Here is a 26,631-nt window from a genome sequence, read left to right as displayed (position 1 = left end):
TGGCACGGCGATTGCGATACCCCCCTTGTCATCACCGATGGCGCGCGGCCCTCAGGGCCTTCACCTCAACGATACAAGGAAGCAGCCAATGCCAACTCCCGCCTATATCAGCATCCAGGGCAAGACCCAGGGCAACATCACCCAGGGCGCCTTCACTGCCGACTCCGTGGGCAACGTCTACCAGGAAGGCCATGAGGACCAGATCCTGGTCCAGGAAATCGAGCACCTGATCGCCACCCCGACCGACCCGCAGAGCGGCCAGCCTTCCGGCCAGCGCGTGCACAAGCCCTTTATCTTCACCGCGCCGCTGAACAAGGCCACCCCGCTGCTGTATCAAGCCCTGGCCTCTGGCGAAATGCTTCCGGAAGTGGAAGTGAAGTGGTACCGCACCTCCACCGAGGGCAAGCAGGAGCACTTCTTCACCACCAAGCTCGAAGACGCCACCGTCGTCAACATCAACACCGTCCTGCCGCACGCGCAGGACCCGAGCAAGGCTGCGTATACCCAACTGGTCAAGGTCGCCATGGCCTACCGCAAGATCACCTGGACCCATGCCATCGCCGGCACCGAAGCCTCTGACGACTGGCGCAAGCCCCAGGAAGCCTAACCCCCAGGCATATCCGGCAACCGGCGCTACGCGCGCCGGTTGCTCCCTCTTGCACAAGGAGCACTGGGCCGGCAGCGGTCCGGCAAGGATTTCCCATGGCCGTTCAATCCGATTTGCGCTTCACCTTCCTCGCCGGCAGCGACGACTTCGAGGTGGTCGAGTTCCACCTCAACGAAGGCCTGTCCGAGACCTTCAAGCTGGACGTCGACCTGAGCTGCGCCAACCCGGCCGTCGACTTCGGCCAGGTGCTCGACGGCCCCGGGCTGCTCACCATCTGGCAGGGCGGCCAGCCGGTGCGCTTCGTCCACGGCACCGTCTCGGCCTTCGTCCAAGGTGATACCGGCTTTCGCCGCACCCGCTACCGCGCCACCGTGGAGCCGCGTCTGACCCGCCTGCAGCTGGCCTCGGACTGGCGCATCTTCCAGACCCTCTCTGTGCCCGACATCGCCCAGGCCGTGCTCAAGAAGCACAGCATCACCCTGGACTACGAGCAGAAGGTCACCAACCCCCACGAACCGCGCGAGTACTGCGTGCAGGCCGGCGACACCGACTACCACTTCGTCGAACGCATCATGCGCGAGGAAGGGTTCTTCTACGGCTTCCAGCACAGCGCCGAGGGCCACCGCCTCATCCACTGCGACCGCCTGTGGATATTCGGCAAGCAGGCGGGCCTGCCGGTGGAGTACAACCCCATGGCCGGCGGCGACCGCCCACGCCCGGCGCTGCGCAGCTTCGCCTACAGCGAGAACGTGCGCACCGCGCGCCAGACCCAACGCGACTACGACTTCAAGAACCCGCGCTACCACCAGCAGACCAAGCGCGATGGCGACTACCTGGTGCACCAGGCGCGCGGCTATGAGCGCTACGACTACCCCGGGCGCTACAAGAGCGCGGCGGGCGAGGGCTTCACCCAGGACCGCCTGCGCGGCCACCGCGGCGATGTGCGCCAAGCCACCGTCGAGGGCGACGACGCGCGCCTGGTGCCGGGCATCGCCTTCGACCTCATCGGCCACCCACGTGCGGACATGAACCGCGGCTGGCGCCCGGTGCGCATCGAGCACCATGGCAGGCAGTACACCAGCCAGGCCGAGGAAAGCGCCGACGCCGCCCAGGGCACGCACTACAGCAGCACCGCCACCCTGGTGCCGGACGATGCCGAGTGGCGCGCCGAGCCGCTGTCCAAGCCGCGCATCGACGGCCCGCAGCAGGCCACCGTGGTCGGCCCACCGGGCGAGGAAATCTACTGCGACGAGTACGGCCGGGTGAAGGTGCAGTTCCCGTGGGACCGCGAAGGCAGGAACGACGAGCACAGCTCCTGCTGGATACGGGTGTCGCAGAACTGGGCGGGCGCGCTCTGGGGCCACATGGCCATCCCGCGCATCGGCCAGGAGGTCATCGTCAGCAACTTCGATGGGGACCCGGACCAGCCCGTCATCACGGGCCGGACCTACAACGCCCTGCAGTTGCCGCCCTACGAGCTGCCGGCCAACAAGACGCGCATGAGCATCAAGAGCCAGACCCACAAGGGCGATGGCTTCAATGAAATCCGCTACGAGGACGAGGCCGGGCAGGAAGAGGTCTTCATCCACGCCCAGAAGGACCAGAACAACATCGTCAACAACGACGAGACCACCTTCGTCGGCCATGACCGTAGCGAGCGCGTGGACAACGACGAGACCGTCTCCATCGGCCACGACCGCAAGGAGGATGTCGGCAACGACGAAACCATCTCCATCGGCCGGCACCGCAAGGAAGACGTGGGCAAGAACGAGACCATCGAGATCGGCCGCAACCGCCGCGTCACCATCGGCGGCCACAAGACCGAAACCGTCGCCAAGACCAAGATCGAAACCATCGGCATGGCCAAGTTCCTCAGCATCGGCGCGGCCTACCAGACCAGCGTCGGCGCAGCCATGAACACCTCCGTGGGCCTGAGCCAGTCCGAGCAGGTTGGTATCAACAAATCGATCAACGTCGGCAAAACCTTCAGTACTGAGGTCGGAGAGGAACTCACCATCACCGTCGGCAAATCGAGCCTGGTGATGAAGGCCGACGGCACCATCCTCATCAACGGCGTGAAGTTCGACTACTCGGCCAGCGAGCACATCCAGCTCTCCAGCAAGGTCGTCGACATCAACTAGCACAGGGAGTGCCGCGCCATGGAATTTCGCAACCTCACCCCATTCGGGGCGCTGTGCTACAGCGCGCTCGACCCGGACGGCCAGGAACACCCCGTCATCGCCATGAAGGTCGGCTATCGCCTGGAACCCTTGCCGGGCCGACCCGGCCAGTGCAGGGCGGTGGTGCTCGATGACGAGCCGCTGCCGTTGTGTCTGGCCGATACCCACTACGGCGAGCCCGGCACCAGCTCCGTGCGCGAAGAGAGCGACCTGGCCCCCTTCAAGCCCTGTTGCGACGTCATCGTCGTCGGGCACGCGCATTCACCTGCGGGGCTACCCGCACGCAACTGGGAAGCTGGCCTGCGCATCACCTCCACCCGCCCCAGGCAGGAGTTCCCCGATCCGCCGCTGCCCAGCCGGCCGCCCGGTGTACGGCTCACCGCCGCCGAGCTGCAGGAGCACCAGGACCAGGTGCGGGAAGCTCGACGCCGCAGCAGCGAACAGCGCACGCCGCTCCTGCTGCTCGACAAGACGCTGCGCTTCACCGGCCCGCGCGAGTTTCGGCACGGCCTCATCGGCTGGAGGCTGACCGAGCCGGAACTGGCCACCCGCGTCCCCCTGCGCTGGGAGCACGCCTTCGGCGGGGCCAGCCAGGTGCCCAACCCACAACATGCCAGCGACCCGAACCAGCCTGAGTATCTACTCAACGAAGTCTGCTTCAGCAACCCGCTGGGCTGCGGCTGGCTGGAACACCGGTACGAGAAGCTGCACTACCAGCACACCGGCCACATGCTGGTGCGCCTGCCGGCGCCGCAGATAGAACACCCGGGCGAGCCCATCGAACGCCTGCTGCGCCCGCATCACCCGGCCGGCGGGCTCGATGCCCCAGCCATGGCCGAAGTCGCCGCCGACTACGGCTACATCCCTGCCGGCTTCGGCGTCGTCGGCCGCGCCTGGGCACCGCGCCTGGCCCTGGCCGGCACCTACGACCAAACCTGGGAAGACACCCGTTGGCCAGGGCTGCCCGAAGACTTCGACTTCACCTACTGGAACGGCGCCCCGGCCAACCAACAGGTGGCCTATCCCTCGCCGGACGCCCGCATCGAACTGCTGAACCTGGTCGACCCCAGCTTCAGCGCAGATGGCCAACTCCATATCCAACTGCCAGGGCACCGCCCCTTCATCCTGCTGCGCCTCGCCGACGGCGTGGTGCTGCCGCTGCCCATGCTCACCGACACCCTGCGCATCGATACCGATGCCATGACTCTGTCGTTGACCCACCGCATCAGCCTGCCAGGCAGTCTCGACATCCGCGTGCTCGAAGCCCGCCTCGAGGTCGACCCGGCCGCTCCGATCATCACGCGCGCCCCGCGCCATGAGCAGGAGACCGTCTGACATGGCCGACAACGTAGTGGCGCGCAAGCAGAGCAAGTGGCTTGTCGTCAGCACCGCCCCGGACGTGTGCAAAACACCAATGGGCAGCAGCATCCCGCCCGTGCCCTATCCGGTCACCGCGGAACTCCAGACCAGCACCGGCGTGGCCACCAGCGTGCGCGCCAATGGCCACCCGGTGGTCATCTACAAGAGCAGCTACACGCCGCAGACCATCGGTGACTCAGCCGGCGCTGCCAAAGGCGTGAAGAGCGGCACCGTGGAAGGTAAATGCCACCCGCTGGAGCACAGCGGCACGGTACGCGCCGAGGGATGCTACCTGGTGCGCCATGACGACCAGTTCTGGATGAATGGGGTGTAGGTCATGGCAGAGCCCCTCATCGTCAGCAAAAGCATGACACCCGTTGGCAATGGCAGAGTCATCGGCACCAGAGGCACGGGGAACGGGGTCACCGTTCAAAACTACCAAGGCGACACCCTCACCACCCAGGTTGACTTGAGCTACGCGGAATACGCCCAATTCCGTGAAGACTTTGCCGCCAAGTTCGGCGTGAAGTTGCCCAACTACATCGAGCCCGAACTCGGCAAGAGCGCTGCTGGCGCCACCACCCCCAACGGCAATACCGTGGGCCGGGTCGTCGGCGAAGCTGCAGCCGGCAAGGCTGGCGCCAGCGGCTCCAACCCCGCAGTGGCTGCAGAGAGCGTTTTAGACGATAAAGTACTGGATGGCCTGCAGACCGGGCTGGATATCGTCGGCCTGATTCCCGGGCTCGGCGAAATTGCCGACCTGGCCAATGCTGGTATCAGCTTGGCACGCGGAGACTACGCAGGCGCCGCCCTGTCCTTGATCTCGGCCATTCCTTTCGCGGGCTGGCTGGGCACAGCAGGCAAAGCCGCCCGGCATGGCACCAAGATAGCGGGCGACGCCTCGGCCAGGGCAACCAAGGAAGGGGCGGAACGGGCGAGCCAGAAGAAGGTCACGGATGAAGCCGAGAAGAAGGGCAAAGAAGAGGCCGAAAAGACAGCGGCTCGCAAGGAGTCTTCAGGCGCGCAATCTAAAAAAAGTAAAGCCAAAGAAAAGGGAGACTGCGGCGAATGGCTTTCCAAAATGGACATGTTTGACCAAGGCTTCGATGAAGTTGTTGCGGTTCAAAACAACTCTGGACACGGAGTTGATCTGATCGGTCGCAACAGCAAGACTGGTGAGGTTAAAGTGTGGGAAGTAAAGACGACAGACGGACCTACTGCCGGGAAACTCAGTAAAGCTCAAAGGGATATGGGGGGAGCAGACTTTACAAAAGACCGCTTGTCCCGAGCAGTCAATGGCGATGGAAATTACAGAAAGTTACCCAACGTCAGAGCTAATGCCATGAAGGCAACTCAATGGATTAAAGGGGCGGGTCAAAATGTCACATACGAGAAAAGAGATGTCTTCATTGACGATATTGACAAAGGGTGCATGAAACACCCAACACGAAAATCTAAGAGCAAGTCTTGGCAATAGAGAGGCTGGAGCATTTGTAATGGATAAGCGAGCCTTTGAACGCGTAAAAAAGAATGTGGCTTTTTGGCTACTTGAAGACACGAGAGATGCTGTTTCACAGCAGCTACTCCATGATGACCCCTTGGTATTTTTCGGCTCTCTTGACCCGACCAAAGACAAGAGCGCCATCGCACTAATTAGCATGAACCTTGAACATTTGAGTCAGTGGCATCTTGTCCAATATGAGAATGCCCTGATAAACCAAAACTTGTTACGTGAGCATCATCTTGGACAGGCAGCAAAGTATGCAAAGGCGGCGCTCGACACAAATGAGACACTCATAAGCCGGGGCTTTGAAAAGAATATTGATTGTGGCGTGCTACTGACTAATGCTGCATTGACCCTTTCACTTTCCATTATTGCTGGCTGGAAAGAAGATGCGCGCTCTGTATTGAATACATTAGTTTCCGGTCTCGATAGCCCGCTGCTTGATCTTCGCAAGAATCCTCGACACCGAAAAGGCGTGCTATTTCGCCATTTCTGGTTCCTGCTACAACTCTGCTCCGACATGTTCTCAAAGTGCGTGGCATCGGACAGCTACTCATATCCAGAGGATATGAGTCCATACACCGAGGCTCTGGAGAACTGGAAAACTAGCGACCCTGACCTGGTTCAACGCCTTATCTCTTCCATGGCTGATTTTCATCTGGCCCATTCACGGAGCACTGGCCATGAAGACATTTTGGAGTTCGACGTTGAAAGCCGGGCGCTGTTCCCCTATGAAATTCTTGCATTTTTACGGATTCGAGAATGGGCCGGAGTGAAGAATCCTGACTCCTATGATCATCCCCTCATGAATACTGCTTTGGCTCAGATGAAGGTAGATCCTATACCTTATCCATCCCCGGACTTCTCTGACAAAGTAATCGAAGATTTAATGAAGTAGGTAAGATATCGGGATCTGCTGATTAAAAAGCTCACTAGCCAGAAACTTAATTCATTCGAACGGCGTCACGCTGGCCGTCGACAATTATGTCGATCAAGCTCAGTGAACGAATGGCGAACGACAATGGCATCTCTTTCCTGAAGATTTTCCAGTATAGAAAGCTGATTGAGAATAAAAGGGGACAGATTTATTTTCTATACTCTAACCTTGTAGACCCACCCTTCTCTTTGATTCTCCCCCGAAAAATTAGAGCAGGAAAAATAAATCTGTCCCCTTTTCGCGCAGAGGATGCAAGAAGGCCTATATGATGGCTGCAAAGAGAGTTCTAAAAGATAACGACTGGTTTGATAAAAAGTTAAACGAAATTATCAAGTCTCAGCTATGAGGTTGGCTATGGAATACTTTGAATATTTGGGATATTACTACGGCGAGGAAAAATTAGGCATCCTGCTAAAAGAGCTTGCTATAGATGAAGTTCCGGTATTGCCGCGCGGAGACACTGATGCCTACTTATTGAAGGAGGCTGCAGGAGTTGAGCTGACGCTTTCAGATTCTGAGTCGCTCAAGTTCCCAGAGCGTGATTATCCCGACGGGGCACTTGTCTTAGTGAACGTTCGTTACTATGGAAAAGAAATAGGGGGTTTTTCTATTTTCCAGGGCCTCCTGCCATACGGCATCGGATTCGGGCAAAAGAAATCCGAGCTCTTTTCCTTGCTTGGTGAACCGGAATGGAGAAACCCTGACGAGAGCCGTCTGCGCTGGATTCTTGGGAACCATCGAGTTCATGTCACTCTCAACGATGATGGCGAAGCAATAATTGTCTCTGTGGGATTGCCATTTTAGCCGCTAATGTAGCTACAGAATTTCTGGTGAATTTGATAGTTGATGGACACTCACGGCATGAACGCAACGGATATCACATCAATGTTTGGCGTAGCCAGTGATGATGGGCAATTGAATAGCCTGTTTCTCGAATTGAATACGCTCCGCCGCCCGCAACGACCTGAGGCAGCCGATTCCAAGTGCTATGACTGGATCTTGGTCCGCAAGCGGGGGCTGGAGCTGGGATTCGTAGATGAGGAATTTCAGCTTGCCACCAGTCGCTTTCGTTGGGGGCACGGAAGATTGATTCTCGCACAAGCATATTTCTATGCTGGTAACAGAATAAAAGGGGACAGATTTATTTTCTATGCTCTAACCTTGTAGACCCACCCTTCTCTTTGATTCTCCCCCGAAAAATTAGAGCAGGAAAAATAAATCTGTCCCCTTTTCGCGCAGTCCCCTTTTCGCGCAAACCCGATTAAAAAATTAGGAAAACTCAGATGGCAAAAGAATTTGAAGACTATTTTTCCGAGTATCAAACGGATATGGTTAGCATTGCCCTTGAGTATGCAGACGGAAGGGCAGATGAAATATTCATATATGGAGCCTGTGAAGATGGCACAACGGCGTTTGACGTCTTTTATAGAATCAATGGAAAAATAGTAGAAAAAGACAACCTAAATTCCGCAGTAGTCAGCGGCATTAGCGCGTATGACACGTCAGGTGAGAGGCAAAGCGCAATGCTTAACATTGGACTCGACAACCTAGATAACATTGAAGCGAAATGCGGAGAATTCCATCGAGAAATGCCGACTGAAATCCGTCTGCACTACGATGTTAAGAACAACAAAATGCGTGCAAAGTATAGATATGACCGCATATTCTCTGAGCATGCAGATATCTTGCCTGACGACGTATTTGATACCTGGCTCCAAAGCGTTTCAAACGGCGAACCTCCTCTCGGCTAAAGAATAATTGTGCTCCATATATTCGAAGGAACGAGAGATATGATTCAGCCTATTTCGCAAGGAAATGGCCGTTCCATTTTTCGCACCTACATCTCTTGGGTAGATCTAGATAGATGTATCAAAGGCTGTCTCGCCCTCATGGAATAAACATTATCCATTTCTCATGACGCCAGAAATTGAAGCGCTCTACCCAGTGATAGCTCAAGCCGCAGTAAATGCTGCGCCAAGTAACTTTCAGAAAATCTTGGCTACAGCTGAAATGCTTGATGATGTATCTGGATACTGAAATTTTCTATCAAATTAAAGAAGGGGAATTTCATCACATCTACGACAACATCGATGAGTTAGATGAATTGCTTTTTAAGCTGCGAAAGGCCTTCATCGCAGCTGGCGAACAACCATGTAGGAAAAAGGGGACAGATTTATTTTCTCTACTCTAATTTCGATCAGGCCGGACAGGTAGCGTTGGAAATATCACTACAGAGACGGCAGACCAATTGAGGCACACTGCAATGTGTGTTGTGGATAACTTGGTAGCACAACCAGCCCCACCCTAGATGTGGTTTCTCCCTCCATGGATAACTAGAGCCTGCTCTCTCCCCTAGGAATTAGAGTAGGAAAAATAAATCTGTCCCCTTTTCGCCGAGAGTAGGAAAAATAAATCTGTCCCCTTTTCGCCGTCCCCTTTTCGCCAATATGCGGAACTATCAGCATGGTCTAGCAAGAGAAAAAGCATATCGTGAGTCATGGGGAGCTTCTGAAGGAACAATTAAAACCCCGTTCACTAATCGACAGATAGACATCCTGAAAGAAGGAGAGTCATATGCAGGCCAGCTTAAAACCGGAAAAGTTAGCCTAACAAAGGAAAATCAACTCGCCATCCAAAAAGATGCTGCACTGGTAAAGGATGGCTGGAAAGTAGAGCACATATTAGAGAAAGGAGCTTCAAAACCGTATTTAGAAGAATTGAAACAATCAGGAATAGATTACAAAATAGGACCACAATTACCACACTAAGGAATTAGCCATGAGCATAGATAAGACAGAAGCCATAGAGACGTTCGATGAGTTCTTGATGCTAATGGACGGCCAAATAGACTGGCTCACAGACGAAGCTAAAAAAAATAACATAACCCTTGATAACAAGCCTGACACACCAGAAAAACTCGAAAAACTTTTTGATGCAATGTCAAAAGGACTGAGCGAAGAGGATAAAACCAGTTTGATTATTATTTTCGGACGCTATCTTGGAGAGTTTGTCAGACTGAGCCATGGGGGTAAGTGGGTTTTACCTCTCGATGATGAAAAGAGCGTGAACTTTAATATACCCGTGATTACTGGCCATTCAAAAATAGATGGATTGGAATTTGCCCCTATACGCTTAATGAGAGCTTATGCTCTTCGCGACGGCGAAGGCACATTACGGCGTGCCATTGAAAACCATATAAACCCTCAAGCTTTAGACCCGAGCAAAGAAATCGCACAGGAAGATAGTAGCAACAAGAGCTAATCCAATCAGAGGAATGGAGCACCCAAACTCACGAAAAAATAAAGGCGACAAAGATTAAACTGCCCTAAGGGGCGAAAGGGGACAGATTTATTTTCTATACTCTAACCTTGTAGACCACCCTTCTCTTTGATTCTCCCCCGAAAAATTAGAGCAGGAAAAATAAATCTGCCCCCTTTTCGATTCCCCCAGGAAAGAAAGGAAAATAAACATGAGAGATTCACACTTTGATCTTTTCATAGAAAATATGGGAGAAGCTAACTTCCGAACGGATATCTCAGAAGCAATTATTGCCGCGTGGTCTAGCAAGCTTCCTCCTGTCTTGCTAGACGTCTGGCGCCAAGAGGGTTGGGCCTGCTATGGGCATGGGCGCTTTTGGACGGTTAATCCAAGTGAGTATGAGCACATCAAGGATGCGTGGTTGGAAGGGACGCCACTAGCTACACTTGATACCTTTCACGTGATTGCTAGGAGTGCATTTGGCGACCTCTACCTATGTGGTGAAAAAACTGGTGCAAGCACAACAATTATCAGCCTTCATAACGAGATATTAGCTCAGAAAAACAGACTGAAAGCCAAGTCACTGGAAGACCAAGACACATCGATTCAAGCGCTATTTGGTGTCAGTGATCCAGAAGACTTTGACTTTACGGACACCAATGGAAAATTGCTCTTCGACCGCGCCATGAAGAAGTACGGCCCTCTGGCGCCAGACGAAATGTATGGCTTCGAGCCCGCGCTCGTGCTGGGCGGCAGTCCCACCTTGGAAAACCTGCGCCGCCTGAAGCTGGACCCGCACCTGCTCATCCTGCGCAACTTCGACACGCCGACCTTGCCGTTCTCCGGTGTCGACCTCGAAAAGCTCATGAAGTAGCCATGCTAAGCGGCCAGGTGAAAGCCTGGTCGCGCACTACTTGCACTAGTGCATTCTCCTAGTCATCGGCATCGCGCCCGACGTCTGCAAGACGCCCATGGGCAGCAGCATTCCGCCGGCTCCGCCGGTTTTAAAAAGCTGGTAGCACGGGCGCCTGGCATGAGCGCGCAGCAGGTGCTGCAGCAACTGGAACAGCTGCGCGCGTAGAACTACCGAGCGCTGCACTCGCTAGACCTGCCCCTCGGCTCGCCACCCACACCGCCGCACTGCGCGGCTTGCGGGTCATCAGCATGGATGTGCTGAAGGCGGCCACGGCGAACACGGCCTGGATGGCTATCATCGGCGAGGGGCTGCCGTCCTGCAGGGCGTCGAGGATCACGCCGCTCAGGCTGACGCCGATGCCAACGATGCGCTGCGGCCCCAGCTGCATGATCGTTCGCTGGGTGAATAGCGCCCCGCCGATCAGGCCGGAAATGGTGGCGCCAAAGGCCAGCCCGTACTCGGCGGAACTCAGTCCCAGCAGGCCGATGTAGTCAGTCGCGAAAAATGAACTTCACCACCGCATCCGCATGGGCATCGATCGCCTCGTGCGTGAGCACGGCCCGATCATGGGAGAACTCCAGCTCCGCGGTGACCAGGTAGGGCATCTGCGCGATGGCCACCACCATGTAGAGCATCATCACCGGGTCGATCCCCCCGAGTCCCTCGGGCAGCCGGGTGTTCTCGATCAGCCTGAGGGTCCGCGCGTGGTTGGGGCGGATGTAATTGTCCGAGACCCACCTCAGCCGCTCCGACGGCATGATGGATTCCTGCACCATCAGACGGGCATGTTCGGGATGTCGCGCGCAGTAGTGGACATAGCTCCTCACGTACTGCTTCAGCGCCTCCAGCGAGGCCTCGCCCTCGGCCACCTCCGGAGCGGGAATCTCCTGCGCCAGGCGGTCGAACAGGTAGGCGGCGCTCTCGCGCCAGAGCTCCTCCTTGCCGCCGAAGTGGTAGCGGATCATCGCGTGGTTGACCCCTACCCGCTCGGCGATGTCGCGCACGCTCACCGCGGCGAAGCCACGGGTGGAAAACAGGTCCAGTGCCGCCTGCAGGATCTCTGTCCGCGTCTGCTCGCTGCGCTCTTGCTTGGTTACTCGTGGCGTCGCCATAGGTCCTTGTCACCGCCCCATCAATCCGGAAGCGGCAAGTCTGGCGCAGGTCGCCAGGCATTGACAACCCACTGTCGAAGGTTAATTATCCGATCGGATAAATTATTGCGTACACTGCGCCATCGCATGAAAACGCCCGTGAAGCGGCATTCGCCACGGGGAGAACAACAAGCCGAACACGGCACGCACGGGAGTCGAACATGGTGGCGCTAGCGCCGGCCGGGGCACATCGCCGGCTATCACTGGGCAGGAAGATCGCGCTGGGCGCGGGCGATTTCGGGGTGAACCTCTACTGGCAGATCGCGACGCTTTTCCTGCTGTTCTTCTACACCGAGGTGCTGGGCCTTTCGGCCTCCGCCGCGGGCCTGGTCTACATGAGCGCGCTGATCTGGGACGCGGCCGTCGACCCGCTGATCGGCGCCATGGCCGACAGGACCCGGACCCGCCTGGGCCGCTTCCGTCCCTACCTGCTGCTGGGCGCCGTGCCGCTGGCGGTGTCCTTCGTGCTGATGTTCAGCCTGCCGCGCGGCGAAGGCACGCAGCTGGTGGTGCTGACCATTGCCAGCCACTTCGCCTTCCGCACGCTGTACGCCCTGGTCTCGGTGCCCTATGCCTCGCTCTTTGCCCGCGTCACCCGGGACAGCGCGGAACGGGCGACCATGGCCGGCATCCGCATGGTCTTCGCCATCCTCGCGGCCATGGCCGTGTCGGCGATAACCCTGCCGGCAACGCGCTATCTCGGCGGCGGCGCACAGGCCTGGGCGCTGGTGACCGGCCTGTTCGCCGGCGTCGCCTCGCTCATGCTCTGGACCGCCGCACTGGCCGCCGGCGCCAACGACGCCAGCGATGCTGACGATGGCAGTGCCGCTGCCTGGCCCGGCGCACGCCGCGCGTTCGCTGCCCTGCTGCTCAACCGGCCATTGCTGCTGGTGCTGGGCATCGCCCTGATGTACTCCTTCGCCAGCACCTTCTTCTCGAAGAACCTTCTCTACTACTTCAAGTACGTGCGCAACGACCCCGACTTCGGCGGGACGGCGCTGGCCCTGATGGCGGTGGTGGCCGCCCTGGCGGCACCGTTCTGGGCCTTGGTCGCGCGCAGGCGCAGCAAGCGTTTCGCCCTGCTGGCCGGCACCGGCTTCTACAGCCTGGGCTTCCTGCTCTGGTACCTGTTCAGCGCGTCCGGCTATGCCGTGCTGCTGTCGATCCTGGCGCTCATCGCCATCGGCGCCAGCGCCAGCGTGGTGTGCTTCTGGGCGATGGTCCCGGACACAGTCGAATACGGCCAATGGCGCTCGGGCATCCGCACCGAGTCGCTGATCATCGGCACCGTGATCTTCGCCCAGAAGGCCGCCCTCGGCATCGCCGCCGGCGCCCTGGGGCTGGCACTGGGGGGAATCGGCTTCGTCCCCAACGCCAGCCAGTCGCCGCAGACGCTGCACCTGCTGCTGGCCGCGATGTCCCTCGTGCCCTTGCTGGGCAGCGCCGGCGTATTCCTGCTCGGCTGGGCCTACCCCATCGACCCGGAGATGCACCGCCGGCTCGTGGAAGCCCTGGTCCACCCCACGCCAATGCACGACCCGGCAGAACCGCCCGGGAACCCCCTGGCCCTCCCAACCCAGCCGCAGAAAAGCGGTGAACCCCTGTGAAAGACAACCATAAGAAGGAGATCAGCATGACGGTAACCCGTGATCGTTCCGATCAGGCTACCCGGGACAACGCACCAGCCGCCGACAGCGGGATGGACGCACGATTCTGCGACGATTTCGTCTGGGGCGTCGCTTCGTCCGCCGCGCAGACCGAAAGCCGGCGGGGACGCGGCTACAGCAACTGGGATGCCCTCTGCGATGAGCGGGGCGTGGTCCACGATGGCTCCACCAACCGCCTCTGCACGCAGTTCGAGGAACGCTACCCGGAAGACCTCGCCCTGCTCGGCGACGCCGGCGTGAAGGCCTTCCGCTTCTCCATCGCCTGGCCGCGCATCCAGCCCGAGGGGCCCGGTCCGGCGGACGCCGACGGCCTGGCGTTCTATGACCGCCTGGTCGACGCCATGCTGGAACGCGGCATCACGCCCTGGCCGACGCTGTTCCACTGGGACGTGCCGACCTGGGCCGGCGACTTCCGCAACCGCGACATCTGCCAGCGTCTGGCCGACTACGCCGAGATAGTCGCCGGCAAGCTGGGCGACCGCATCCAGCAGTGGATCGTCCTGAACGAACCGAACAGCGTCGCCCTGCGCGGCTATGCCTCCGAGGTCCACGCCCCGGCGCTCAACTCCGCCGAAGCCGCGTTCGCCGCCATCCACCACCAGAACCTGGCCCAGGGGCTGGTGTTCCGGACATTGCGGGCGATGCTGCCCGGCCAAGCGCGCATCGGCACCACGGTGAACCTGCAGCCGGTGCGTGGTGAGGCCGGCCGGGTGAAACACGCGGCGGCGGCGCAACTGGTGGACGCCCTGTGGAACCGCACCTTCGTCGATCCGCTGTATGGCAAGGGCTATCCCCAGCCGGTGGACAAACTGGTGTCTCCCTTCGTCGTCGATGGCGACATGGAGCTGATCGATGTCCGCCCGGACTTCCTCGGCATGAACTACTACAGCCGCATCTACGTCCGGCAGGCCCCCGGCGAATCCCTCGGCATCGCCCAGGGCGAGCCGCCGGCGAACCTGCCGCGCACCGCCTACTTCCACGTGGAGCCCGAAGGCCTCGACGAAATGCTGCTGCGCCTGCACCGGGAATACGACGCGCCGGAGATCTATGTCACCGAGACGGGCTTCGCCATGCCCGACCCGCAACCCCGAAACGGTGTGGTGGACGACCCGGAGCGGATCGCCCACCTGGCGAGCTACCTCAAGACCGCCCAGGCCGCCCATGCCCAGGGCGTGCGTCTCAAGGGCCTGTTCTACTGGTCGGCGACCGACAACTGGGAATGGGCCCAGGGCTTCGCCAAGCGCTTCGGACTGATCCACGTCGACCGGCAGACCCTGGCCCGCACGCCGAAGCGCAGCCTCGACTACTTCGCCCGCTGCATCCGCCACAACGCGGCGCTCGACGCGCCCTCCTGAGGCATCGCCCGGCCCCGCGCCGGGACCAACCGATCACCCCACTTCACCGCACGCGGTTGGACACCGCCGAGCAGCGGTACGCAACAGCTTTGCCTGAACGATCGAAAAAAGCGGGCCGCCTGGCGGCCCGGACAACAATGATCAGACCTTAGGGTGTTTCACCATGGAAACAATCCATCGCCCTCTTCCGCCGCATGTTCCGGTTCGCGCCGGCCTCGCCCTCGCCAGCCTGCTGCCGCTGTGCATGGCATTCCAGGCCCAGGCGCTGGAGTTCAGCTTGGCCGATGGCGAGGTGTCCGGCTCGCTGGATACCACCCTGTCCTACGGCACACTGTGGCGCGTCCAGGGCCGCGACCGGAACAACGACGACATCAACGGCAACGATGGCAACCGCAACTTCAATACCGGCCTGGTTTCCGAGGTGTACAAGATCACCTCCGACCTCGGCGCGACCTGGCGCAACTACGGCCTGTTCCTGCGTGGCTCGACCTTCTACGACACGCAGGTCATGGACAAGCGCAACGACTACTACGACAACAACTCGCCGCCCCAACCGAGCCAGTCCTTCCCCCGCGACGACCGTTTCACATCCGAGACCCGTGACGTGGCAGGCCATCGCGCGGAGATTCTCGACGCCTACCTCTACGGCAACTGGGATATCGACGGCAAACCGTTGACCGTGCGCCTCGGCCGCCAGGTGTTCAACTGGGGCGAGGGCCTCTATTTCAGGGGCGGGGTGAACACCACCAACCCGGTGGATGCCGCCGCCCTGCACCTGCCGGGTTCGGAGGTGAAGGAAGTCCTGGTGCCGATCGAGGCCATCAGCTTCAACGCCGGGCTGACCGAGAACCTGTCGATGGACGCCTTCTACCAGTGGAACTGGAAGGAGACCCGCATCGACCCCGTGGGCACCTTCTACGGCGGAACGGACCTATTCGCCGATGGCGGCAACACCGCCTACACGCGAATTGCCGCGCTGGCCAACCCGGCCTTCCAGGCGCTCTATCCGCAGCTGGCAGCCAGCCACTTCGCAGGGCTCCAGGGCACCGACTTCCTGGACGCCAACGGCGTGCTCAAGGTCGCCAGCGTCGGCCAGGACCTCAACGCCCGGGACGACGGCCAGTTCGGCGTGGCTTTCCGCTACATGGCGGAATCGCTCAACGCCACCGAGTTCGGCTTCTACTTCGTCAACTACCACGCCAAGGAGCCCTCGATCGCGGCACAGCTGAACCCCTCCTATGCCGGCGTGAACCTCGACCAGTTGGCTTCCCTCGGCGGTTTCCGCAGCTACGGGCAACTGGTCAGCGCCGCCCGTGGCGGCAACGCGGCGGCAGCCCAGGCACTGGGCCTGGTCAACGGCGCCACGGTGGTGGACCTGACCAACCAGTTGACCGCCCGGCGCGAGTACCCGGAAGACATTCGCATGCTCGGCCTGAGCTTCAACACCACCCTCGGCGAAGCCACGCTGTTCGGCGAACTGGCCTACCGCCCCAACCTGCCGATCGGCGTCGCCAGTACCAACGACCTGCTGGGCGACCTGATCAGCCAGGCCCCGCTGGTGAACAGCGGCCGCAGCGCCGAGATCGTCGGCCAGCCGATCGCCCTGGGAACCGGGGCGAGCGTGCACAACTACGAGCGGGTCGAGTCGTTCAACACCTCCATCGGCGCGATCTACAACTTCGGTCCCACGCTGATCTTCGATTCCCTCACCGGCGTCGCGGAGCTGGCCGGCGATCACCTGCGCGGCAGCAGCCTGAAGTACACCGCCTTCGATGGCAGCGTGCGCTACTTCACCAGCGGCGCCAACAAGGGCTATTCCTCGGGGTTCGGCGGCGCCAACAAGGGCTATTCCTCGGGGTTCGGCCGCGACAGCCAGGTCGACCGCAATGCCTACGGCTACGTGATCCAGTTCGCCGGCACCTGGAACGACCTGTTCGCCGGCATCAACCTCTCGCCCTACCTGGTGTTCCGGGAGGACTTCCGGGGCAACTCCTATTCCGCAGGCAACTTCATCGAAGGACGCAAGGCCCACACCCTCGGGTTGAAGGCCTCCTACCGCAGCTCCCTGGAAGCGGAACTGCAGTACACCGAGTTCTACGGCGCCGGGCAGCACAACAGCTCGCGGGACCGCGACAACATCGGCTTGAACCTCAAGTACTCCTTCTGACCCACCCCCACGCCGGCCCCTGGCAGGGGCCCGGCGGGCATCTCCATGGAGAACGCTCATGCCCAACCTGAACTTCCTGGCCAGCGCCGCAGCCGCGCTGGTGTTCCTCACCAGCGGCGCCCTGGCCGCGGTGTCCCCCGACGAAGCGGCCCGGCTGAAGACCGACCTGACGCCACTCGGCGCCGAGAGGGCCGGCAATGCGGCCGGCACCATCCCGGCCTGGGCGGGTGGCATCACCCAGGTGCCCGACGGCTACCAGCCCGGCCGACACCGCATCGACCCCTTCGCCGAGGACAAGCCGCTGTTCACCATCACCAAGGCCAACCTGGAGCTGTACAAGGCCAACCTCAGCCCCGGGGCGATCGCCCTGCTCAACGCCTACCCGAACGGTTTCAGCATCCCGGTGTACCCCAGCCGCCGCTCGGCCTCGGCGCCGCAGTGGGTCTACGACAACACCTTCGACAACGCCACCAGCGCCCACCTGGTGGAGGGCGGCAACGGCTTCGCCGATGCCTTCGGCGGCATCCCCTTCCCCATTCCGAAAAGCGGCCTGGAAGCCCTTTGGAACCATGTCGCCCGCTATCGCGGCACCTACTTCGTGCGCAACTCCTCGGAAGCAGCCGTGCAGCGCGACGGCAGCTTCACCCCCGTCACCACCCAGTACAACATGCTGTTCAAGTACTACCAGCAGGGCGGCAGCTTCGCCGGGTTGAACAACACGCTGTTCTACTACCAGACGGTGGTCAGGAGCCCGGCACGCCTGGTGGGCACCGCCTCGCTGGTGCGCGAGACCCTCGACCAGGTCAGCGAGCCCCGCCATGCCTGGAGCTACAACCCCGGACAGCGCCGGGTCCGGCGCGCCCCGCTGTTCGCCTACGACACCCCCGGCACCACCACCGACGGCCTGCGCACCATCGACGACACCGACATGTTCAACGGTGCTCCGGACCGGTTCGACTGGACTCTGGTGGGCAAGCGGGAAATCTACATCCCCTACAACAACTACAAGATTTCCAGCCCCGAGCTGAAGTACAAGGACCTGATCAGGCCCGGTCACATCGACCCGCAATACACCCGCTTCGAACTGCACCGGGTCTGGGTGGTGGAAGGCAAGCTCAAGCCCGGCGCACGCCACGTCTACAGCAAGCGCACCCTGTACCTGGACGAGGACAGCTGGAGTGCAGCGATGGCCGATCAGTACGACGGCCGCGGCGAGCTGTGGCGGGTATCCATGGCCTACCTGACCAATACCTACGAACTGCCCTCCACCGGTTCAGCCCTGGATGTGTTCCATGACCTGCAGTCACGCCGCTACATGGTGCAATGGCTGGACAACGAGCAACCGGGGATCACCGACTACAGCCAGCCGGCGCCGAGCGACGACTACTTCAGCCCCGCCAGCCTGCGGGCGCGTGGCGTGCGCTGACAGAGAGGGCTGAGCGTGCGAGGCCCGGTGATGGGCGGGTTGTCGGGCCTCGCTGCGCTCGGACCAACCTACGGAGTCCGGGTTGGTATCGCCGTCTCGGAAACCGCGCAACGGAAACCGATATGGCAAGCCGAACCGTCGGCGCGAAGACCCTGCCGCGCCGCCGGGCGGTAGCGCTGGCAATAGCTCGGCGCACAGAGGAAGGAGCCGCCCTTGATAACCTTCTCGGTCTCTTCAAGGGCGGGCTGTCCCGCCGCACAGCTGGGGCAGGAGGTGGCGCGTTCGGCGTAGTCATCCGCCGTCCATTCCCAGACGTTGCCGATCATGTCGAACAGGCCGAAAGGGTTGGCCGGGTAATGGCCGACAGCGCTGGTGAATCCCGCTGCCAACCCGTCCTCACGGTGCCAGGGAAAGTCGCCGCGCCAGAAATTGGCCAGCTGCCGCCCCTCGGGCAGCAGCTCATCGCCCCAGGCGAAATCGGCGCCCACCAGCCCGCCACGGGCGGCGAACTCCCACTCCGCCTCGCTCGGCAGCCGCTTTCCGGCCCAGGCGGCATAGGCCTGGGCGTCCCGATGGGTGACATGCACCACCGGGTGGTTCTCCCGCCCCGTCAGGCCCGACCCGGCGCCCTCCGGGTGTCGCCAATCGGCTTCCGGGTCCAGCTGCCACCAGAACGAAGGATCGTGCAGGGGCACCGGCCGATTGGGCTTGCGAAACACCAGGGAGCCGGCACGGCCGCCGGGCTGCCCCGGCACTGGCCGTTCGGCCTCGGTGCGGTAGCCGGTTTCCGCCACGAAGCGGGCGAACTCGGCGTTGGTCACCGGCCCCGGGTCCAGCCGGAAAGGCTCAACCCTGGCCTCGCGCAACGGCCGCTCCTCCCCATAGAAGCGCTCCGAACCCATGGTGAAGGTGCCGCCGGCCAGGCGGCACATGCCCGCCGGATGTCCTGTCATATCAGGCGTGCCTTGATTGCATCGACCAGGCGCTGGCGCAGGAAGCGCGTGACTTCGAACACCGGTTCGTCCGGGTCGAAGCTCCCCTCCAGCACCTGCGCCAGATAGCGGCAGGCATTGCGCACGTCATCGTCGTCGTCCTCGGCGTTGGCCTCGATCGCCGGCAATGCCTGCCGCGCTGCGTCGCCACAGTAGGTCAGCGCATTGATCGCCTGCAGGCGCAGCGGTTTGGGATGGCCCGCCTCCAGGTATTCCGCGAGCAGCGCTATCGGGCCCTCGGTTTCCTGCAGATGGACCAGCGCCTCGGCGGCCACGATACGGGTCTGCGGCAAGTCCTCGCGCAGGGTGCGCAGCAGCCTCTGCCGCGCCGGTTCCGCCTGGTCGCGCAACATGAGCAGGCCGCTGGCGGCCCAGAACCGGACCACATCGTGCGGATCGTCCAGGTCGGCCAGCAAGGCCTTCAGCGCAGCGGGATCGCGCTGCGCGGCACGCGCCGCCACCTGCATGATCCGCTCCAGCGGGTAGGCTCCCGGCCGACGGCTGTTCAGGTAGCCCTCCAGTTCCGAGCCCTCGGGAATGAAGCCGTTGTCGTTGATCTCCAGCAGGTGCCGGTCGAGGGCCGCGCGCAGTTCCTCGAGCCTGTCGCGGTGCTGCGGGGAACTCGCCAGGTTGACCACTTCATCGCGGTCGAGGGCGAGGTCGTAGAGTTCCTCAAAGGGCCGTTCCTGGAAGAACACCGCCTGTTGCGGCGAGAGCTTGCCTTCCTGGAACAGGCGCAGCCAGTCGCGGTAGCCCTCGGCCACCCAGGCGAATGCCTGGTACTGGCCTCCGACGCGGTGCGACATGTAGTTGCGGATGTAGCGGTAGCGGGTATCGCTGACGGTACGCACAAAGTCGTAGCGCTCGTCCATGCGGTTGCGCATGCCGAAGGCGTAGCGCTGCGCCTTCACCGCCGGGACACCGAACAGCGCGGCACCCTGCATCTGCGGCGGCGCCGGGACGCCGGCCAGGGCCAGCACGGTGGGCGCCAGGTCGATGAAGGTCACCGGGGTGTCGACCTGGCTGCCGGGGCGGACCTCGGCCAGGTGCGCCCACTTGGGGGGAACGCGCACGATCAGTGCGCAACGCAGCCCTTCCTCGTAGCAATAGCGCTTGCTGCGGGGCAGCACCCCGCCATTGTCCGAGTAGTAGAAAACGATGGTGTCCTCGGCCAGGCCGTCTTCCTCCAGCTCGGCCAGGCGTTCGGCGATCTGGCCGTCGAGTCGCTCCATGAGGTTGTAGTAGGAGGCGAAGTCCCGGCGGATTGCCGGCGTGTCCGGCAGGTAGGTGGGCACGCGGATGTCCGCGGGTTTCACCGCGCCCTTCCGGCTGAGGAAAATCCGCGACTCGTGGGTGGTCTCGTAGTTGAACACCGCCATGAAAGGCATGCCCTGCGGGCGCTTGCGCCAGTGCGCGCGGTCGCTGCTGTCGTCCCAGATCGCGGCCGGGTCGACGTCGCAGTTGTAGTCCGTCTTGGCGTTGTTGCTGCAGTAGTAGCCCGCCTCGCGCAGGTACTGGGGATAGGTCTTGAGCACATCCGGCAGCTTCGCCTGGGCGCGCATGTGGTTGGCCGGCGCGCAGGACTCGGCCCGCACGCCGGTGAGAATGCCGAAGCGCGAAGGCGCACAGACCGGGGCGTTGGCGTAGACATGGCGGTAGAGGATGCCCTCCTGCGCCAGGCGGTCGAGGGTGGGCGTCCTGGCCAGCGGATCGCCATAGGCGCCGATCAAGGGACAGTTGTCCTCGCTGACCAGCCAGAGGATGTTCGGCCTGGACTGGCCGCGCCCGGCGGCGCCCAGCGAAACGCCGGTCAGGGAGGAAGCCAGCAGGATGGAGCCCAGTTGCAGGAGTCGACGGCGGTCGAGGTGCGGCATGTCTGTCTGCTCGTCAGGGAGGCCGGGGCGGCCATTGGAAGAATGGTTTCACGGGACGGCCGGCTTGCAGCCCCCGCATGGATCGATGCCGAAAATAATCCATATGGATAAATCATGGCAAATCCCGATCCGAAACCTGTCGTCCCCTGCAAAAGATCAGCTTCGAGGCACCTACACAAAGCCCCGACGGCGCGAAGACCCCAAGCCTTTCAACCCACCACCGGCGCCGCAGCGCCGCGCGCCTTGCGGGTCATCAGGGCGAAGCCGCTGAAGGCCGCCACGGCGTACACCACCAGGGAGGCGAGCGCGCCGGTGGCCACCAGGCTGACACCGATGCCGACGATGCGCTGCGGGCCCAGCTTCATGATCTTGCGCTGGGTGAACAGGGCCCCGGACGCCCCATCCCACGGACCTCTTCCTTCCTGCATGAACGCACCGGCGGAAAGAAAGGTTCTTCGCGGATTTTCGGGGAGGCATTGGATTCGCGCTGGATTGGCAAGATTGTCGGATAGCCATTGATTGGCGCCGTGCAGGCGGATGCTGCCCTCTCCCCCGGCCCCCGCCCTGCGCCCCGGCCTGATCGCTTCGCGCTCAGGCGCTCATCGGCACCGGAAGCGGTGCTTCCGAACGCGTACCTCTTCGCCCCGCAGGCGGGCGAGGGGTGACTTAGCCGGCGAGTCTGGAGCAAACCTGAAGCTCATACAGGTCTGAAACCGAGCAGCGAGGGTGGGGCCGGGATGGCGCCCCTTCAGGAGGCCGAGCGGAAGCGTTGCAGAGGGGGACGAGCGGCATGGATGCCGCGAGAGGCGTGTAGGGCCAGGGATGGCCCTTCGCGCCGGGCCCCCGGCGCGACGCTGGAGGGAGGGAACCCCGGCGAAGCCGGGGCCGGATGTTGGGGCAAGTTTTTTGGTTCCTTTTCAACGATTGGAAAAGGGACTCGCCCGGGAGGGCGAAACCGAGACCTGAAGCCCGCTCGGCAATGAGCCGAACGAAAAGACTCCAAGCCCCCTCACACCAGATTGCCAATCCGGTCTGAGCAAAATCTCCCCGGTAATCCGCGAAGAACCGAAAGAAAGCCAGGGCGATTGAGGCCGAGGGCCGACGCTGCCGAATGCCCACGGCTCGAGCCGTGGGCAATCGAGGCGCAATCACTGCGGGTCGGCGGCCAGTATCGCGCTGGCCAACTCCAGGTCACTGCTCGCTTGCAGGCCGGGATTCTCACTGCGGAGTCGTTGCAGCTCGGCCTCGAGATAGGGACCGCGTATGGCGCCGTCGCTGGCAATGAAGCTGCTGGCATCGTCCTGCACCGGGCCGACAAGTTTTTGGTCGCCGCCGCTGGTGAGGTAGGTGGAGGCAGTGGTGGCACCGGTGGAGAGGAGGTTGCGCAGCAGGTCGTCGTCTTCGGCCATGGCCGACGCGAAAGGAAGGGCGATCAGCGCGAGGGTTGCAGCGGTGTTGCAAAAACGCATGGTGACTCCTTGGGGGTTTGCGTCACCCTCAGATTGCAGCCTGAGGAGTGAGTTCCAGCGTCTCTCTGCGATTTCCTCGAAGTACTGCTCCTGCCGAGTAAACATCCGCGCTGCATGATAAGGAGCAGCAGCGCCCATCCCAGGCGGCCATTGCCGATACGATTCAGGATTAGTTAGCGATCCGCGGCGTTCCTGGGTGGCCGAACGCGCACGATATGCAAGCGCCCTGCGCCAAGGAGCGGCCTGCGAACTGGAGTCGACCGCACAAGAAAGCCCCGCATGCGGGTTGTTTTCATTTCCGCTCCGTCACTCCAGCAACCCACCCGCCCCGTCCATACGTCCGGCGTCGCCTTGCGCTACTGGTTAGCCTTGCCCAAGGACATCCATTGCATGGCTCGAATGTCCTCCCAGGAGACGGTCAGATCGGCGGCGCCGAGCGCAGCATCACCGACTTCAGGGCGAATGCCGACTTGATCCCCGCGACACCGGGGATGCAAGTCAGGGTGTTGGTCAGGAACGCCTGGTAGGCGGCGAGATCCTTGACCACCACACGCAGCATGTAGTCGGCGTCGCCGGTCATCTGGAAGCAGCTCATCACCTGCGGCGCCTGGACAATGTGCTCCTCGAACCGGGCGAGGTAGTCGACGGTCTGCTTTTCTAAGGAGACCGAGACGAACACGCTCATCGCCCCGGACAGGCGCTGCTCGTCGAGCCGCGCGAAATAGCCCTGGATGTAATGCTCCTCCTCCAGGCGGCGTACCCGACGCAGGGTCGGGGTCAACGACAGGCCAATTTTCTGGGCCAGGTCGCGCCAGCTCAGGCGGCCATCTTCGGCCAGTGCGCGGAGGATTTTCAGGTCGATCCGGTCAAGTTCGGACATGGCGGCATAACTCTACGATTTTTGATTTTATTAGTTCAAACATACCAATACTGCCTCGCAGCACTAGTCACTTTGGAGCAAAAAACTAGCGAGCGAAGCATATACTGAATTCACAAGAACAAGCGACGAGGGCCTCACCATGAGTGATGTCACGCACGAAAACCTCCCCAGCCGCACCCGCGCGCACTGCCGTTTCACCTCTCCCCTGCCGGGACTGCTGCATCCCCCCAGCCCGCCTCCCGCCACGCGTGTTCTTTCCTGATCCGTACCCGCTCGCTCCCTGAGCCATTGCCGCCGGAGGCAACATGACCGATTACGCGCCCTTGCGCCTTCACGTACCGGAGCCCACCGGGCGACCGGGCTGCCAGACCGATTTCTCCTACCTGCACCTGTCGGATGCCGGCACGGTGCGCAAGCCGCCCATAGACGTCGAACCTGCCGAAACCAGTGACCTGGCCTACAGCCTGGTCCGGGTGCTCGACGACGACGGCCAGGCCGTCGGCCCCTGGAACCCGCAGCTGAGCAATGAGCTGGTACTGCGCGGCATGCGCGCCATGCTCAAGACGCGCATCTTCGACGCACGCATGATCACCGCGCAGCGGCAGAAGAAGCTGTCCTTCTATATGCAGTGCCTGGGCGAGGAGGCCATCGCCACCGCCCATACCCTGGCCCTGCGCGACGGCGACATGTGTTTCCCCACCTACCGCCAGCAAGGCATTCTGGTCGCCCGCGAATACCCGCTGGTGGACATGATCTGCCAGTTGCTCTCCAACGAGGCCGACCCGCTCAAGGGCCGCCAGCTGCCGATCATGTACTCGAGCAAGGCCGCCGGCTTCTTCTCGATTTCCGGCAACCTTGCCACCCAGTTCATCCAGGCGGTGGGCTGGGGCATGGCCTCGGCGATCAAGGGCGACACCCGGATCGCCTCGGCCTGGATCGGCGACGGTGCCACCGCCGAGTCGGACTTCCATACCGCCCTGACCTTCGCCCACGTCTACCGCGCGCCGGTCATCCTCAACGTGGTCAACAACCAATGGGCGATCTCCACCTTCCAGGCCATCGCCGGTGGTGAGGGCACCACCTTCGCCAACCGTGGCGTGGGTTGCGGCATCGCGTCCCTACGGGTCGACGGCAACGACTTCCTCGCCGTCTACGCCGCCTCGCAATGGGCCGCCGAGCGCGCCCGGCGCAATCTCGGGCCGAGCCTGATCGAGTGGGTCACCTACCGCGCCGGCCCGCACTCCTCCTCGGACGATCCGTCGAAATACCGCCCCGCCGACGACTACAGCCACTTCCCCCTCGGCGACCCCATCGCCCGTCTGAAACAGCACATGATCGGCCTGGGTATCTGGTCGGAAGCGCAGCACGAGGCGCTGCACAAGGAGCTGGAAGGCGAAGTCATCGCCGCGCAGAAAGAGGCCGAAAGCCACGGCAGCCTGCTCGACGGCCACCTGCCCACCGCCGCCAGCATGTTCGAGGACGTCTACAAGGACCTGCCGGAGCACCTGCGCCGGCAGCGCCAGGAGCTCGGGGTATGAACAGCATGAATCCGCAAGCAGAAACGGCCCAGGCCGTGACCAGCATGACCATGATCCAGGCGCTGCGCTCGGCCATGGACATCATGCTCGAGCGCGACGACAACGTGATCGTGTTCGGCCAGGACGTCGGCTACTTCGGCGGCGTGTTCCGCTGCACCGAGGGCCTGCAGAAGAAGTACGGCACCTCGCGGGTATTCGACGCGCCGATCTCCGAGAGCGGCATCATCGGTGCCGCCGTCGGCATGGGCGCCTATGGCCTGCGCCCGGTGGTGGAAATCCAGTTCGCCGACTACGTCTACCCGGCCTCCGACCAGTTGATCTCGGAAGCCGCGCGCCTGCGCTACCGCTCGGCCGGCGACTTCATCACCCCGATGACCGTGCGCATGCCCTGCGGCGGCGGCATCTATGGCGGCCAGACCCACAGTCAGAGCCCGGAGGCGATGTTCACCCAGGTCTGTGGCCTGCGCACGGTGATGCCCTCCAACCCCTACGACGCCAAGGGCCTGCTGATCGCCTGCATCGAGAACGACGACCCGGTGATCTTCCTCGAACCCAAGCGCCTGTATAACGGCCCGTTCGATGGTCACCACGACCGCCCGGTGACGCCCTGGTCGAAGCACCCGGCCAGCCAGGTACCCGAGGGCTACTACAAGGTTCCGCTGGACCGCGCGGCGATCGTCCGCCCCGGCGCGGCGGTCACCGTGCTGACCTACGGCACCATGGTGTACGTGGCCCAGACGGCTGCCGAAGAGACTGGCGTCGATGCCGAAGTCATCGACCTGCGCAGCCTCTGGCCGCTGGACCTGGAGACCATAGTCGCTTCGGTGAAGAAGACCGGCCGCTGCGTGATCGCCCACGAGGCGACCCGCACCTGCGGTTTCGGCGCCGAGCTGATGTCGCTGGTCCAGGAGCATTGTTTCCACCACCTGGAGGCGCCCATCGAGCGCGTCACCGGTTGGGACACGCCCTACCCGCACGCCCAGGAATGGGCCTATTTCCCCGGGCCGGCACGAGTCGGCGCGGCATTCAAGCGCGTCATGGAGGTCTGAATGGGCATTCACGTCATCAAGATGCCGGACATCGGTGAAGGCATCGCCGAGGTCGAACTCGTCGAGTGGCACGTGCAGGTCGGCGATATCGTCGCCGAAGACCAACTGCTCGCCGATGTCATGACCGACAAGGCCACGGTGGAAATCCCCTCGCCGGTGTCCGGGAAGATCCTGGCCCTGGGTGGTACCCCGGGCCAGGTCATGGCCGTCGGCGACGAACTGGTCCGCCTGGAAGTGGAAGGCACAGGCAACGTCAAGGCGGGCGGGCAGGCGCAAGCACGCACTGAAGTGCCGCACGCGGA

At 61.9% G+C, this 26,631-nt stretch carries 26 protein-coding genes; 20 read left to right on the top strand and 6 right to left on the bottom strand.

The window, feature by feature from the left end:
• Nucleotides 1-88: 88 nt before the first annotated feature.
• The 13 genes from E8F11_RS20020 to E8F11_RS19960 all read left to right on the top strand — a co-directional run bounded on the left by E8F11_RS20020 (nucleotide 89) and on the right by E8F11_RS19960 (nucleotide 10,719).
• Nucleotides 89-607 carry an Hcp family type VI secretion system effector gene (locus tag E8F11_RS20020; protein ID WP_280286841.1) on the top strand — a complete coding sequence of 173 codons (519 nt, stop codon included), beginning with the start codon at nucleotides 89-91 and terminating at the stop codon, nucleotides 605-607.
• 95 nt (nucleotides 608-702) lie between these two features.
• Nucleotides 703-2,748, top strand: coding sequence for a type VI secretion system tip protein TssI/VgrG (tssI, locus tag E8F11_RS20015; protein WP_280290615.1), 2,046 nt, complete (start codon nucleotides 703-705; stop codon nucleotides 2,746-2,748).
• A gap of 18 nt (nucleotides 2,749-2,766) precedes the next feature.
• The gene (locus tag E8F11_RS20010) at nucleotides 2,767-4,122 is read left to right on the top strand and encodes a DUF2169 domain-containing protein (protein WP_280290614.1); all 1,356 of its coding nucleotides are present in this window, start codon (nucleotides 2,767-2,769) and stop codon (nucleotides 4,120-4,122) included.
• A 1-nt stretch (nucleotide 4,123) separates the two neighbouring features.
• Nucleotides 4,124-4,480, top strand: coding sequence for a DUF4150 domain-containing protein (locus E8F11_RS20005; protein ID WP_280290613.1), 357 nt, complete (start codon nucleotides 4,124-4,126; stop codon nucleotides 4,478-4,480).
• Between the two features lie 3 nt (nucleotides 4,481-4,483).
• Nucleotides 4,484-5,623, top strand: coding sequence for a hypothetical protein (locus E8F11_RS20000; RefSeq protein ID WP_280290612.1), 1,140 nt, complete (start codon nucleotides 4,484-4,486; stop codon nucleotides 5,621-5,623).
• A 19-nt stretch (nucleotides 5,624-5,642) separates the two neighbouring features.
• Nucleotides 5,643-6,548, top strand: coding sequence for a hypothetical protein (locus E8F11_RS19995; RefSeq protein ID WP_280290611.1), 906 nt, complete (start codon nucleotides 5,643-5,645; stop codon nucleotides 6,546-6,548).
• A gap of 393 nt (nucleotides 6,549-6,941) precedes the next feature.
• On the top strand, nucleotides 6,942-7,391 hold the full coding sequence (locus tag E8F11_RS19990; RefSeq protein WP_280290610.1) for a hypothetical protein: 450 nt from the start codon (nucleotides 6,942-6,944) through the stop codon (nucleotides 7,389-7,391).
• A 57-nt stretch (nucleotides 7,392-7,448) separates the two neighbouring features.
• Nucleotides 7,449-7,754 (top strand): hypothetical protein, encoded by a 306-nt coding sequence (locus E8F11_RS19985; protein WP_280290609.1) that lies wholly within the window; start codon nucleotides 7,449-7,451, stop codon nucleotides 7,752-7,754.
• A gap of 116 nt (nucleotides 7,755-7,870) precedes the next feature.
• Complete coding sequence (locus tag E8F11_RS19980) at nucleotides 7,871-8,338, top strand: hypothetical protein (protein ID WP_280290608.1); 468 nt, start codon at nucleotides 7,871-7,873, stop codon at nucleotides 8,336-8,338.
• A 215-nt stretch (nucleotides 8,339-8,553) separates the two neighbouring features.
• Nucleotides 8,554-8,778, top strand: a complete 225-nt coding sequence (locus tag E8F11_RS19975; protein ID WP_280290607.1) for a hypothetical protein — start codon at nucleotides 8,554-8,556, stop codon at nucleotides 8,776-8,778.
• A 256-nt stretch (nucleotides 8,779-9,034) separates the two neighbouring features.
• The gene (locus tag E8F11_RS19970; protein ID WP_280290606.1) at nucleotides 9,035-9,355 is read left to right on the top strand and encodes a hypothetical protein; all 321 of its coding nucleotides are present in this window, start codon (nucleotides 9,035-9,037) and stop codon (nucleotides 9,353-9,355) included.
• A gap of 10 nt (nucleotides 9,356-9,365) precedes the next feature.
• Nucleotides 9,366-9,848: a hypothetical protein gene (locus E8F11_RS19965; protein WP_280290605.1), complete on the top strand. Its 483-nt coding sequence runs from the start codon at nucleotides 9,366-9,368 to the stop codon at nucleotides 9,846-9,848.
• Between the two features lie 208 nt (nucleotides 9,849-10,056).
• The gene (locus E8F11_RS19960) at nucleotides 10,057-10,719 is read left to right on the top strand and encodes a GAD-like domain-containing protein (RefSeq protein ID WP_280290604.1); all 663 of its coding nucleotides are present in this window, start codon (nucleotides 10,057-10,059) and stop codon (nucleotides 10,717-10,719) included.
• Between the two features lie 533 nt (nucleotides 10,720-11,252).
• On the opposite strand, the gene E8F11_RS19955 is transcribed toward E8F11_RS19960, so the two are convergent.
• Nucleotides 11,253-11,873, bottom strand: coding sequence for a TetR/AcrR family transcriptional regulator (locus tag E8F11_RS19955; RefSeq protein WP_280290602.1), 621 nt, complete (start codon nucleotides 11,871-11,873; stop codon nucleotides 11,253-11,255).
• 200 nt (nucleotides 11,874-12,073) lie between these two features.
• Here E8F11_RS19955 and E8F11_RS19950 point away from each other — a divergent pair, with 200 nt between their 5' ends.
• The 4 genes from E8F11_RS19950 to E8F11_RS19935 all read left to right on the top strand — a co-directional run bounded on the left by E8F11_RS19950 (nucleotide 12,074) and on the right by E8F11_RS19935 (nucleotide 18,527).
• On the top strand, nucleotides 12,074-13,519 hold the full coding sequence (locus E8F11_RS19950) for a glycoside-pentoside-hexuronide (GPH):cation symporter (protein WP_280290601.1): 1,446 nt from the start codon (nucleotides 12,074-12,076) through the stop codon (nucleotides 13,517-13,519).
• A gap of 26 nt (nucleotides 13,520-13,545) precedes the next feature.
• Nucleotides 13,546-14,934, top strand: coding sequence for a family 1 glycosylhydrolase (locus tag E8F11_RS19945; RefSeq protein WP_280290600.1), 1,389 nt, complete (start codon nucleotides 13,546-13,548; stop codon nucleotides 14,932-14,934).
• A gap of 163 nt (nucleotides 14,935-15,097) precedes the next feature.
• Nucleotides 15,098-17,101 (top strand): DUF1302 domain-containing protein, encoded by a 2,004-nt coding sequence (locus E8F11_RS19940; RefSeq protein ID WP_280290599.1) that lies wholly within the window; start codon nucleotides 15,098-15,100, stop codon nucleotides 17,099-17,101.
• Nucleotides 17,102-17,159: 58 nt separating this feature from the next.
• Nucleotides 17,160-18,527, top strand: coding sequence for a DUF1329 domain-containing protein (locus E8F11_RS19935; RefSeq protein ID WP_280290598.1), 1,368 nt, complete (start codon nucleotides 17,160-17,162; stop codon nucleotides 18,525-18,527).
• Between the two features lie 68 nt (nucleotides 18,528-18,595).
• On the opposite strand, the gene E8F11_RS19930 is transcribed toward E8F11_RS19935, so the two are convergent.
• From E8F11_RS19930 to E8F11_RS19910, 5 genes are all read right to left on the bottom strand, one after another.
• Nucleotides 18,596-19,480, bottom strand: coding sequence for a formylglycine-generating enzyme family protein (locus E8F11_RS19930; protein ID WP_280290596.1), 885 nt, complete (start codon nucleotides 19,478-19,480; stop codon nucleotides 18,596-18,598).
• Nucleotides 19,477-21,393 carry a sulfatase gene (locus E8F11_RS19925; protein ID WP_280290594.1) on the bottom strand — a complete coding sequence of 639 codons (1,917 nt, stop codon included), beginning with the start codon at nucleotides 21,391-21,393 and terminating at the stop codon, nucleotides 19,477-19,479. Before E8F11_RS19925 ends, E8F11_RS19930 begins: the two co-directional genes overlap by 4 nt.
• Before the next feature lie 209 nt (nucleotides 21,394-21,602).
• The gene (locus E8F11_RS19920; RefSeq protein ID WP_280290592.1) at nucleotides 21,603-21,821 is read right to left on the bottom strand and encodes a hypothetical protein; all 219 of its coding nucleotides are present in this window, start codon (nucleotides 21,819-21,821) and stop codon (nucleotides 21,603-21,605) included.
• Between the two features lie 720 nt (nucleotides 21,822-22,541).
• Entirely contained in the window at nucleotides 22,542-22,862 is a 321-nt protein-coding gene (locus E8F11_RS19915) for a DUF2388 domain-containing protein (RefSeq protein ID WP_280290590.1), read from the bottom strand.
• Between the two features lie 418 nt (nucleotides 22,863-23,280).
• Nucleotides 23,281-23,742 carry an Lrp/AsnC family transcriptional regulator gene (locus E8F11_RS19910; protein WP_280290589.1) on the bottom strand — a complete coding sequence of 154 codons (462 nt, stop codon included), beginning with the start codon at nucleotides 23,740-23,742 and terminating at the stop codon, nucleotides 23,281-23,283.
• Between the two features lie 305 nt (nucleotides 23,743-24,047).
• On the opposite strand from E8F11_RS19910, the gene E8F11_RS19905 reads away from it, so the two are divergent.
• From E8F11_RS19905 to E8F11_RS19895, 3 genes are all read left to right on the top strand, one after another.
• Nucleotides 24,048-25,280, top strand: coding sequence for a 3-methyl-2-oxobutanoate dehydrogenase (2-methylpropanoyl-transferring) subunit alpha (locus tag E8F11_RS19905; RefSeq protein ID WP_280290588.1), 1,233 nt, complete (start codon nucleotides 24,048-24,050; stop codon nucleotides 25,278-25,280).
• The gene (locus tag E8F11_RS19900) at nucleotides 25,277-26,329 is read left to right on the top strand and encodes an alpha-ketoacid dehydrogenase subunit beta (protein ID WP_280290587.1); all 1,053 of its coding nucleotides are present in this window, start codon (nucleotides 25,277-25,279) and stop codon (nucleotides 26,327-26,329) included. Before E8F11_RS19905 ends, E8F11_RS19900 begins: the two co-directional genes overlap by 4 nt.
• Nucleotides 26,330-26,631, top strand: a 302-nt coding sequence (locus E8F11_RS19895) for a biotin/lipoyl-containing protein (protein ID WP_348529786.1), incomplete at its 3' end; no start/stop codon positions are given. It abuts the gene before it with no gap.

The sequence above is a fragment of the Pseudomonas sp. BN417 genome, assembly GCF_029871205.1.
In the GTDB taxonomy this organism is placed as follows: Bacteria; Pseudomonadota; Gammaproteobacteria; order Pseudomonadales; family Pseudomonadaceae; genus Metapseudomonas.
This window is presented reverse-complemented; position numbering and strand designations above follow the sequence as displayed.

What these genes read in the sequence shown, in the direction of transcription:
- E8F11_RS19985 (WP_280290609.1), top strand. Translation starts at nt 7,449, where the DNA reads ATGAACGCAACGGATATCACATCAATGTTTGGCGTAGCCAGTGATGAT.
- E8F11_RS19915 (WP_280290590.1), bottom strand. Translation starts at nt 22,862, where the DNA reads ATGCGTTTTTGCAACACCGCTGCAACCCTCGCGCTGATCGCCCTTCCT.
- E8F11_RS19965 (WP_280290605.1), top strand. Translation starts at nt 9,366, where the DNA reads ATGAGCATAGATAAGACAGAAGCCATAGAGACGTTCGATGAGTTCTTG.
- E8F11_RS19910 (WP_280290589.1), bottom strand. Translation starts at nt 23,742, where the DNA reads ATGTCCGAACTTGACCGGATCGACCTGAAAATCCTCCGCGCACTGGCC.
- E8F11_RS19960 (WP_280290604.1), top strand. Translation starts at nt 10,057, where the DNA reads ATGAGAGATTCACACTTTGATCTTTTCATAGAAAATATGGGAGAAGCT.
- E8F11_RS19925 (WP_280290594.1), bottom strand. Translation starts at nt 21,393, where the DNA reads ATGCCGCACCTCGACCGCCGTCGACTCCTGCAACTGGGCTCCATCCTG.
- E8F11_RS20010 (WP_280290614.1), top strand. Translation starts at nt 2,767, where the DNA reads ATGGAATTTCGCAACCTCACCCCATTCGGGGCGCTGTGCTACAGCGCG.
- E8F11_RS19970 (WP_280290606.1), top strand. Translation starts at nt 9,035, where the DNA reads ATGCGGAACTATCAGCATGGTCTAGCAAGAGAAAAAGCATATCGTGAG.
- E8F11_RS20000 (WP_280290612.1), top strand. Translation starts at nt 4,484, where the DNA reads ATGGCAGAGCCCCTCATCGTCAGCAAAAGCATGACACCCGTTGGCAAT.
- E8F11_RS20005 (WP_280290613.1), top strand. Translation starts at nt 4,124, where the DNA reads ATGGCCGACAACGTAGTGGCGCGCAAGCAGAGCAAGTGGCTTGTCGTC.
- E8F11_RS19975 (WP_280290607.1), top strand. Translation starts at nt 8,554, where the DNA reads ATGCTGCGCCAAGTAACTTTCAGAAAATCTTGGCTACAGCTGAAATGC.
- E8F11_RS19900 (WP_280290587.1), top strand. Translation starts at nt 25,277, where the DNA reads ATGAACAGCATGAATCCGCAAGCAGAAACGGCCCAGGCCGTGACCAGC.
- E8F11_RS19950 (WP_280290601.1), top strand. Translation starts at nt 12,074, where the DNA reads ATGGTGGCGCTAGCGCCGGCCGGGGCACATCGCCGGCTATCACTGGGC.
- E8F11_RS19945 (WP_280290600.1), top strand. Translation starts at nt 13,546, where the DNA reads ATGACGGTAACCCGTGATCGTTCCGATCAGGCTACCCGGGACAACGCA.
- E8F11_RS19990 (WP_280290610.1), top strand. Translation starts at nt 6,942, where the DNA reads ATGGAATACTTTGAATATTTGGGATATTACTACGGCGAGGAAAAATTA.
- E8F11_RS19940 (WP_280290599.1), top strand. Translation starts at nt 15,098, where the DNA reads ATGGAAACAATCCATCGCCCTCTTCCGCCGCATGTTCCGGTTCGCGCC.
- E8F11_RS19995 (WP_280290611.1), top strand. Translation starts at nt 5,643, where the DNA reads ATGGATAAGCGAGCCTTTGAACGCGTAAAAAAGAATGTGGCTTTTTGG.
- E8F11_RS19920 (WP_280290592.1), bottom strand. Translation starts at nt 21,821, where the DNA reads ATGCAGGAAGGAAGAGGTCCGTGGGATGGGGCGTCCGGGGCCCTGTTC.
- E8F11_RS19980 (WP_280290608.1), top strand. Translation starts at nt 7,871, where the DNA reads ATGGCAAAAGAATTTGAAGACTATTTTTCCGAGTATCAAACGGATATG.
- tssI (WP_280290615.1), top strand. Translation starts at nt 703, where the DNA reads ATGGCCGTTCAATCCGATTTGCGCTTCACCTTCCTCGCCGGCAGCGAC.
- E8F11_RS19955 (WP_280290602.1), bottom strand. Translation starts at nt 11,873, where the DNA reads ATGGCGACGCCACGAGTAACCAAGCAAGAGCGCAGCGAGCAGACGCGG.
- E8F11_RS19905 (WP_280290588.1), top strand. Translation starts at nt 24,048, where the DNA reads ATGACCGATTACGCGCCCTTGCGCCTTCACGTACCGGAGCCCACCGGG.
- E8F11_RS19930 (WP_280290596.1), bottom strand. Translation starts at nt 19,480, where the DNA reads ATGACAGGACATCCGGCGGGCATGTGCCGCCTGGCCGGCGGCACCTTC.
- E8F11_RS20020 (WP_280286841.1), top strand. Translation starts at nt 89, where the DNA reads ATGCCAACTCCCGCCTATATCAGCATCCAGGGCAAGACCCAGGGCAAC.
- E8F11_RS19935 (WP_280290598.1), top strand. Translation starts at nt 17,160, where the DNA reads ATGCCCAACCTGAACTTCCTGGCCAGCGCCGCAGCCGCGCTGGTGTTC.